6 protein-coding genes and 1 pseudogene are annotated in these 7,241 nt (G+C 40.5%); 1 reads left to right on the top strand and 6 read right to left on the bottom strand.

The genetic code is table 11. The annotated features are described in order from the left end of the window. Positions 1 to 678: 678 nt before the first annotated feature. From B9P78_RS08835 to B9P78_RS08810, 6 genes and pseudogenes are all read right to left on the bottom strand, one after another. Positions 679 to 1,020 carry a P-II family nitrogen regulator gene (locus tag B9P78_RS08835; RefSeq protein WP_094519083.1) on the bottom strand — a complete coding sequence of 114 codons (342 nt, stop codon included), beginning with the start codon at positions 1,018 to 1,020 and terminating at the stop codon, positions 679 to 681. A 55-nt stretch (positions 1,021 to 1,075) separates the two neighbouring features. Continuing rightward, a complete protein-coding gene (locus tag B9P78_RS08830; protein ID WP_094519082.1) occupies positions 1,076 to 2,311 on the bottom strand; it encodes an ammonium transporter in 1,236 nt (411 codons plus the stop codon). A 297-nt stretch (positions 2,312 to 2,608) separates the two neighbouring features. After that, a pseudogene (locus tag B9P78_RS08825) lies at positions 2,609 to 3,210 on the bottom strand (CadD family cadmium resistance transporter). Between the two features lie 100 nt (positions 3,211 to 3,310). Beyond that, complete coding sequence (gene treR / locus B9P78_RS08820) at positions 3,311 to 4,024, bottom strand: trehalose operon repressor (RefSeq protein ID WP_094519081.1); 714 nt, start codon at positions 4,022 to 4,024, stop codon at positions 3,311 to 3,313. Between the two features lie 42 nt (positions 4,025 to 4,066). Continuing rightward, the gene (locus tag B9P78_RS08815; RefSeq protein WP_094519080.1) at positions 4,067 to 5,062 is read right to left on the bottom strand and encodes a nucleoside hydrolase; all 996 of its coding nucleotides are present in this window, start codon (positions 5,060 to 5,062) and stop codon (positions 4,067 to 4,069) included. Between the two features lie 91 nt (positions 5,063 to 5,153). Continuing rightward, positions 5,154 to 6,005, bottom strand: a complete 852-nt coding sequence (locus tag B9P78_RS08810) for a prephenate dehydratase (protein WP_094519079.1) — start codon at positions 6,003 to 6,005, stop codon at positions 5,154 to 5,156. A gap of 232 nt (positions 6,006 to 6,237) precedes the next feature. Between B9P78_RS08810 and B9P78_RS08805 the strand changes: the two genes are divergently transcribed. Next, on the top strand, positions 6,238 to 7,119 hold the full coding sequence (locus tag B9P78_RS08805) for an aldose 1-epimerase family protein (RefSeq protein WP_094519078.1): 882 nt from the start codon (positions 6,238 to 6,240) through the stop codon (positions 7,117 to 7,119). Positions 7,120 to 7,241 lie beyond the last annotated feature (122 nt).

Genomic DNA, 7,241 nt, shown 5'->3' with positions numbered 1-7,241 from the left:
GAAACAAAATGGCGTTTGAATTCATCGGAATAAGTAATGCTTTTCTCTGATACATTTTTAACGTACGGATTTCTTCTCAAAACTCGAATTTGTTCGGATGTAAAAATTAACTTTGACATTTAGCGGCGCCTTTCTGCACGTAGTGCAGTTAATATGAATTGTGGTTTAATGAATGGAGCAATACTACTTCAATTCAAACGTTAACGTATTTTCCTCTATTCATAAGTATACAAAAACAAACCCTATAGAAGGGCACTTTTTTTAGTGTCCATTCTATAGGGTCCATTTTAATTAAACTTGGAGGCTTTTTATTTGTGGTCATTTTAAACTGCATCCCTTGTTAAAGTCAGGAATGTAGCTTTCATTTTTTTAAAAAGATGAAATTTGAGCGTAAAAATTCACTTATCTTGGTATAAAAGTGAATAAAATGGGCGATTCTTCATCTATATCAAACAATAGATGACGACTCGTCCAAATGTTTCATCTATATGCCTAAAAAAAATGATTCTGCTTAAAAACATTCATCTTTTTGTCCAAATAGGTTAAGGAAATGGCAAAAATTTCACTTATTTCGCCCAAATAGATGAAACCGCAGTTAGGTAAAGTGGAGCCACAATCCCTTGTCCAATGAACAAAAAAAGAGATTGGAAGTAAATTCCAATCTCTTACATAACAAATTTATAAGGCGTCGCTGTCGCGCTCCCCTGTACGAATACGAATGGCTTCATCAATAGTAGAAACAAAGATTTTACCATCGCCAACTTCACCAGTACTTACTAACTTGCAAATAAGATCAATGATATCATCAACACGGTCGTCCGTTGTGATAATTTCAACTTTCACCTTAGCTAATAAGGTTGGTAATACTTTTTGCCCACGAACATATTCCGCAAAGCCTTGTTGATTACCGTTTCCCAATACTTGACTGATGGTCATCCCACTTGTAAAACCAGCTTTTGATAAGCCGTATTTTAAATCTTCTAATCGATCTGGTCGAATAATAGCTTCGATTTTTTTCATTGTCATCTTCCTTTCACTAACCTCTGTTAGGAATCAATTCTCATCACTATTCTTATTATGAATCAATGCCCATAAATGTTGGATAAGCAGTTTCCTCATGTTCAGAGTCATCAAGACCAATTGCTTCAGCACGTTCTGACACACGAATTGGCATGAAGAAGCTGATTACTTTTACGATGATAAAAGTAGCTAAAGCTGACCAGATGACAGTGAATAGAATTGCGGCAATTGTTACCAATAACAAGTGCGCATCGCCGTATAAAAGACCAACGTTCGCTGGATCCAAAGCGTATTCTGGAAGTGTGAAAATAGCTGTTACGATACCCCCGAAAATACCACCAATACCGTGACAACCAAAGGCATCTAAAGCATCATCATAACCAAATTTAGGTTTCAATACTGAAATGGCAAAGTAACATACTGGACTAACAAGTAAACCGATAACAACGGCACTCCATAGAGAAACGAAACCAGCACCTGGTGTAATAGCAACCAAACCTGCTACTAAACCTGTTGAAGCACCTACAAGAGAGTAATGTCCAGTTTTAAAGCGTTCAATTAACATCCAAGATAACATTGCTGATGCAGCAGATAGATGTGTTGTTAGTAAAGCATGGATTGCTTGTCCGTTTGCAGCTAGCGCAGAACCTGCATTAAAGCCGAACCAGCCAAACCAAAGGATACCCGCACCTAGAAGAACAAAAGGTACGTTATGAGGGCGATAAACTAGGCGACCATGGTCACGACGTTTGCCAACCATCAAGGCTAAGACTAAACCTGAAACACCAGATGTGATATGAACAACATCACCACCAGCGAAGTCAAGTGTACCCCATTGAGCTAAAAGACCTTCGTCCCAAACCATGTGTGCGAATGGGAAGTATACTAAGAACAACCATGCAACGATAAAAATTAATAGGGCTGAAAAACGCATGCGTCCAGCTACTGCTCCTGTAATGATTGCAACCGTAATAATCGGGAACATCATTTGGAAAGCAGCGAATAAGGTATCAGGAATAACTAAACCACGTGTAGAGTCAGTTTCACTCAATCCGTTAAAGAATAGATGGGAGAAATCTCCAATGATACTGCCTTCTCCACCAAAAGAAAGAGAATAACCAACTACAAACCAAATGACAGATACAATGGCAATCGGAGCCACACTCATCATCATGGTATTGATGACATTTTTACGACGATCTAAACCGCCATAGAAAAATGCTAATCCGGGTGTCATGAAAAATACCAAAGCCGAACAAACAATAATAAAAGCAATACTTCCACTATCCATAAAAAGACCTCTTTTCTATACACATGTCAGGAAACCTTACGTAATTTTTGTTTTTCCATTTGTATGTTAGATAATATATCGAAAAAAATGAAATCTGTAAATAACTTTTTGAAAACTTTCTTAGTTTTTCATTAAAATATTTTAATGTTCCTTTATAGATGGATTTTCAATCGCAATATACTAGTATTCATTAAACATTTACGAACGTTATTCAAGTTTATGTGAAAAAAGTTTGTATTTTTAAAGAAAACAAAAAAGAGTTGGCGAGAGACAACCAACTCTTTTTAATAAAAAAATTTAGGCACCCAAGAAATGTTGGATGGTGCCATTTTCCCACATGATGTAAAACCCTAGCCCAATGAATACGACAGGGATGATGATTTTTTCATATTTTTCGATGGTTTCGGCGATTAATGGCAAACGGCTAAAGCGATATGAAATTGCGCATACAGCGGCAACACCTACGGCAAAAACCGCTATAGCAACAGGGATTTGCCCCCATTCTAGGCCGGCGAAATAAGGGATGTATATCCCTAAATTGTCACCTCCAGAGGCGATGGTCACTAAGGTAACAGTCCAAAATAAGGATTGATTACCGCGCCCTTCAATCTGCTCAACGGCTTCATCCGCCTCATCGTCATCAGTGAATATGGCCCGAATCCCTAAGATGAGTGGAATGATACCAAGTGTACCAATCATCCAGTCTTCTGGAACAAAATTTAACATGTAAGCAAAAAAGAGACTCACTAAAACGAGCACGGCGGTGCCAAGGTACTCACCCAGATATACTTGACGACGCGCTGATTTTTGAGCTAGCTTGGCTAAAATCATGATCAAGAGATGAGGTAATCAATAGATGTTGCGATAAATACGAAACTTGCGGAAATAATTGTCTGCATATTGTGACCCTTTCAAAATGTTTTTATGAAATTTAGTATATAGGAAAAAGGCACTTTCCACAAAGGAATAGCGCCTTTTTACAGAAAGAATTATCAATAATTAATGCGACATCCGGCGAGCAAACTCAGCGAAACGGAATTTATCGATTTGGTGGTGGGACGATGTGAATTGGAAAAAGCTAGCATCTTCCAAATACACGTGACTATTAACGCGAATGATATAGTCGTCGGGACCAATCCCCATCTGTTGCTGATCAATTAGGTCCGCTTTTTGAGCAACGATTTCCTTATTCGCAAATGAAATTTCTAACCCTAGTTCATCTTCCAGATATTGGTACATGGAGATACTGGCGATTTCAGTTGGAATATGGTCCACAACTTTGCGACGCAAATAATCATGGTCAACAATCACATTCATACCGTCCATCTCACGATTGCGGACCAGATGAATGAACTCTTCGCCTTCTTCCACACCATCAACCCCAATTAAATGTGGCGGGGCAGGTATAATTTCATTGACCAAGACCGTTGTTCTACTCTGGAAGTGCTGTGCTTCTTGCAATTCTTTATAAGACGTTAGCCCAGAAATGAGAAAAGAAAAGCGTGCATAGTCAAGGACAATAGCGCCCTTACCTTGCTTCTTCTGAATAAATCCTGTTTCTTCCAAACGTTTTTGGGCTTTTCGAATGGTTTCACGCGAGACATGATAAATTTTGGCCAGGTCATTTTCGCTGGGCAATAGTTGACCAACGGGGTAATGACCCTGGCGAATTTTCTCCTGAATGTCTGCGGAAATAAATTCGAACTTAAACATTTCCGTCACCTACTTCTCTAATTTTGCGCTAGTAATGGTTGACTACCCTAAATAATCCAAGTACAGATCACAAATTTCTTCGCCAAATAAAGTGGCCATTACATACTCTTTATAGGTTAGCAGATCAATATCCATCGCAACCGCCACGTTTTTTGAGCGACCAGTGGCACCATCAAAATCAATCACCGTTTGGCCGTAAGTATACTCACCCTTGGTTTCAATCACCAAGTTGGCATGGTGGATTTCGGTGAAAATGTCTGGGTGCAGATAGCCGACAACCGCCACTAAATCGTGAATTACCGTACCAACTGTTCCCTCATTTTTAAAGGCATTTAGGATATAAGCACCAAACATTTCGCGAATCATGCCGCCAAGTTCACCACCTGCTAGGCGCATAAACTCTAGGTCATTCATGTCTAACAATGATTGGCCCGTTACATCTAAACCGACCATAGTGATGGGCACAATTTCACCCAACGCTTGATATACGATATCTACGGCAAAGGGGTCAAACCAGTAGTTAAACTCAGCCACAGGACCAACATTTCCGCCATAAGCAGCCCCACCCATAGTGGTAATTGAACGCAATTGTTTCATGGTTTCGACATCTTTTTCAACGGCCAAAGCAATATTTGTCAGTGGGCCAAGTGCGATAAGATCCACCTCACCCGGGTTGGCTTTAATGCTATCTAAAATAAAATCAACGGCATGTGTCTCTTGAATCAAGGACTCATCATAGGGGAAGTCAACACCACCCATACCATTGGAACCGTGAATATCACCCGTCGCATTCTCGCAGGCTGGTTTATCCTCCTTCAAAGACATGTAATCATTGTTGGCACCTGGATAAATCTTCACACGACGATCAAAATACGTCGCCACGCGAACTGCGTTAGTCGTAGTCATATCAAGACCTTTGTTCCCCGCAACCGTCGTAAAGCCTAAAATATCTAATGACGGGTCACTTAAAGCCGTCATCAAGGCTACCGCGTCATCAATTCCAGGGTCTGTATCAATGATTACCTTACGTTTATCCATACTAATTCCTCCCAAATTCAAATTGTCTATACAACTTTATTACCTACATTATAACATGTAAGCGCTTCGAATATCTATCATTTCTCAAGACTTAGCGATTACGTGGAAAATGTGCGACAACTTGTAAATGGGTGGATAATGCTTTTAATATTTTCGCTAGAGCATCTAAATCACCAATCATATTGGACGGATCAGCCTCAATAAAAAAGCCATAACGGAAGGGTTTCAACGGAATTGGTCGCGCATTTAGTGCCAATAGGTTGATACGATAGACATCTAACACTTGTAACAACTTAGCCAAAGCACCCGGCTCATGCGGCGTTTCAATATAAAACATCAACAAATCACGTTGGTTGTTGCGGTCAATTTCCTCATATCGTTCAAAGACCAAAAAGCGCGTCATATTACCAGCTTCATCATAAGCAGCTGGCTCCAAAGCTTGTAACCCATACAATTCACCCGCACGCGGACTCGCAATCGCTGCCTTGGTGGGGTCACCTTCCTTGGCAATAAACTCCGCCGAAACCGCCGTATCAATATAGGCCATAGGCTGCATATTTGGATAGCGGTCAAAAATCAACTTACATTGCGTCAAAGCCTCAGGATGTGAATACACAGTCGTTACCTGGTGAATATCCGCTCCGGGCAGTCCCCATAAAACATGGTTCACAGGTTGATAATGCTCATAACGCGCAACTATTGGTTGATAGCGTACCAAATCCATCGTTCGCGCAATTAACCCCGTCGTTGAATTCTCAATTGGCATCACAATCCGGTCCACCTTGTTGTCCACCAAATCATCTACCATTGGCGGAAAATCATCATATGAAGCAATCTCCAATTGTGGATCATCGTAAGACAACTGTAGCTGTTCCGAAATAAAGGCAATCGTCGCCGCTTCACTATAGGCACCTGGGACCCCTTGATAGCCAATTCTCATCATTTATTCACCCTTCTTTTTGAAATCTCATACAGCTAAGTTTAACAGTTTCACCGCCGATTGTCATTGCATGTTTCTGGGAAAAGAACAGCCCAAAAATTGACATTTTGCCAGCTATTTTTGCATTCCTTAGAAAAATAGCAGCCTATGATTGAATCAATAGCCGGGAGGACCAAGAGAAGGTATATTATAGAAAATGTACAAATAAACTGTTCAAATAAAGGAGACTTTTCTCATGGTAACACTCGCGAATCAAAACCTATCCGTAACCATCAAGGCAGACGGTGCCGAACTCACATCCATCAAAGACCAAGCTAGCGGACATGAATTTCTATGGCAAGCAGACCCCTCATTTTGGAACCGTCACGCGCCTGTCCTATTCCCAATAGTGTCTCGTTTAGTCGATAATACATATGTATTCCAAGGTAATACCTATCAACTAAGTCGCCACGGCTTTGCCCGTGATATGGTCTTCGACCTTGTAACGGCAGAAGATAACCACGCGCGCTTCCAACTATCCGCAACAGAAGCAACCAAAGCCTATTATCCTTTTGACTTTGATTTCTTTATTAATTACAAATTAAATGACAATCAAGTCACTGTCACTTATCAAGTTCACAACAAAGCGACTGACCAAGAAATGTATTATACCATTGGAGGCCACCCTGCCTTCAATGTAAGTTTGAATCAAGACCAGACCTTCGATCAAGTTAGCTATCAGGTAAATCCAGCTGGTCAATATGACTTATATCCTTTAACAGCGGACGGTTTTATCGATTTAGATCTGGTCCACACTGTGGCTGTTTCAGACCATAATATCACGCGTGAAGACTTCAAAAATGACGCCCACGTCTGCAAAGTGAGCGATCAAACCAAAGTCACACTAGAAGACAAGCAAGCAAACGTAACTGTTACCATGCAAACAACGGACATGCCATATGTCGGTATTTGGTCAACCTATCCAGCTGACGCCCCATTTGTATGCCTTGAACCATGGACAGCTCCAGCTGATGACATTCATGCATCCGGTGACTTTACTGAAAAATTTGCTGTATCCAAACTAGCATCCGGCACCACAGCACAGCATGCCTATACACTAACATATACCAAAGACTAGCAGCTATCTACCTTGCGAAAGCATACAAAAAAGCTCTGAACAATCAGATGTATATCTTGTAGAGGCCCCCAAAGTATACAAAACAATCTAACTTTTGGGGGGTTTATTTTTGATGCAAAAAT

This window comes from Aerococcus sp. 1KP-2016 (genome assembly GCF_002252085.1).
Taxonomy (GTDB): domain Bacteria; phylum Bacillota; class Bacilli; order Lactobacillales; family Aerococcaceae; genus Aerococcus.
The sequence above is the reverse complement of the archived record's forward strand: the minus strand, read 5'-3'. Positions and strand labels throughout refer to the sequence as shown.